Here is a 1138-nt window from a genome sequence, read left to right on the forward strand (position 1 = left end):
CTAGTGCTGTGTCCATGAACGTTGGCCGGGTTGGCGACACGCCGGTCGGCGTTCGTGGCGGGTGATCGTCGGGGCGTCAGTCTGGGTGGATGGCAAAACCAGTTCGGGCGCGTCGTTTGACCGATCAGGAGGGTCAGCGGCTGCAGAAGATCGTGCGGAGAGGTACTGGGTCGTCGATCCGGCTGCGGCGGGCGATGGTGATCATGGCCTCGGCCAGTGGAAACACCGTCCCGGCCATCGCGCGCCTGGTCCAGGGCGACGAGGATGCGATCCGGGGAGTGATCCACCGGTTCAACGAGATGGGCCTGGCCTGCCTGGACCCTCGGTGGGCGGGTGGCCGTCCCCGCCTGATCAGTCCTGAGGACGAAGTCTTCATCATCGCGACGGCCACCACGCGACCGGAGACACTTGAGCAGCCCTTCACCCGCTGGAGCCTGCGGAAACTCTCCGCATATCTGGCACGCAACCGCGGGACCCGCCGGGTGACGGTCGGGCGGGAACGGTTGCGGCAGTTGTTGCGTAAACATGACATCACCTTCCAGCGCACCAAAACCTGGAAGGAATCCAACGACCCCGACCGCGACGCCAAACTCGCCCGCATCGAGCACTTGTCCAGCAACGTCCCGGACCGGGTGTTCGCGTTCGACGAGTTCGGCCCGCTGACCATCCGACCTCACCTCGGCGCCGGCTGGGTGAAGAAGAACCACCCCGACAGGCTGCCCGCCAACTACCACAAACTGTGTGGCGTCCGGCAATTCCACGGCTGCTACTCGATGGGAGACGACACCCTCTGGGGCATGGTCCGGGAACGAAAGTCCGCCGTGAACACCCTGGCAGCGTTGAAAACCATCCGCGCCGCGCGCCCGGACGGCGCACCGATCTACATAATTTTGGACAACCTCTCCGCCCACAAAGGCGCCACGATCCGGGCATGGGCGGCCCGCAGCAACGTCGAGCTGTGTTTCACCCCGACCTACTGTTCCTGGGCCAATCCGATCGAAGCACATTTCGGGCCGCTGAAAACCTTCGTCGTCGCCGGATCGAACCACCCGAACCACACTGTCGCGACCCGCGCCCTGCACGACTACCTACGTTGGCGCAACGCCAACGCCCGGCACCCCGACGTCCTCGCAGCCCA

The 1138-nt window shown here is 65.2% G+C and carries 1 protein-coding gene; it reads left to right on the forward strand.

Annotated features, from left to right (window positions below):
- Positions 1-89: 89 nt before the first annotated feature.
- Positions 90-1138: IS630 family transposase (locus tag ACM6LU_RS39155; RefSeq protein ID WP_414942917.1), on the forward strand; the 1049-nt coding region annotated here is incomplete at its 3' end.

Source organism: Amycolatopsis sp. cmx-11-51, from assembly GCF_047608665.1.
Lineage (GTDB): Bacteria > Actinomycetota > Actinomycetes > Mycobacteriales > Pseudonocardiaceae > Amycolatopsis.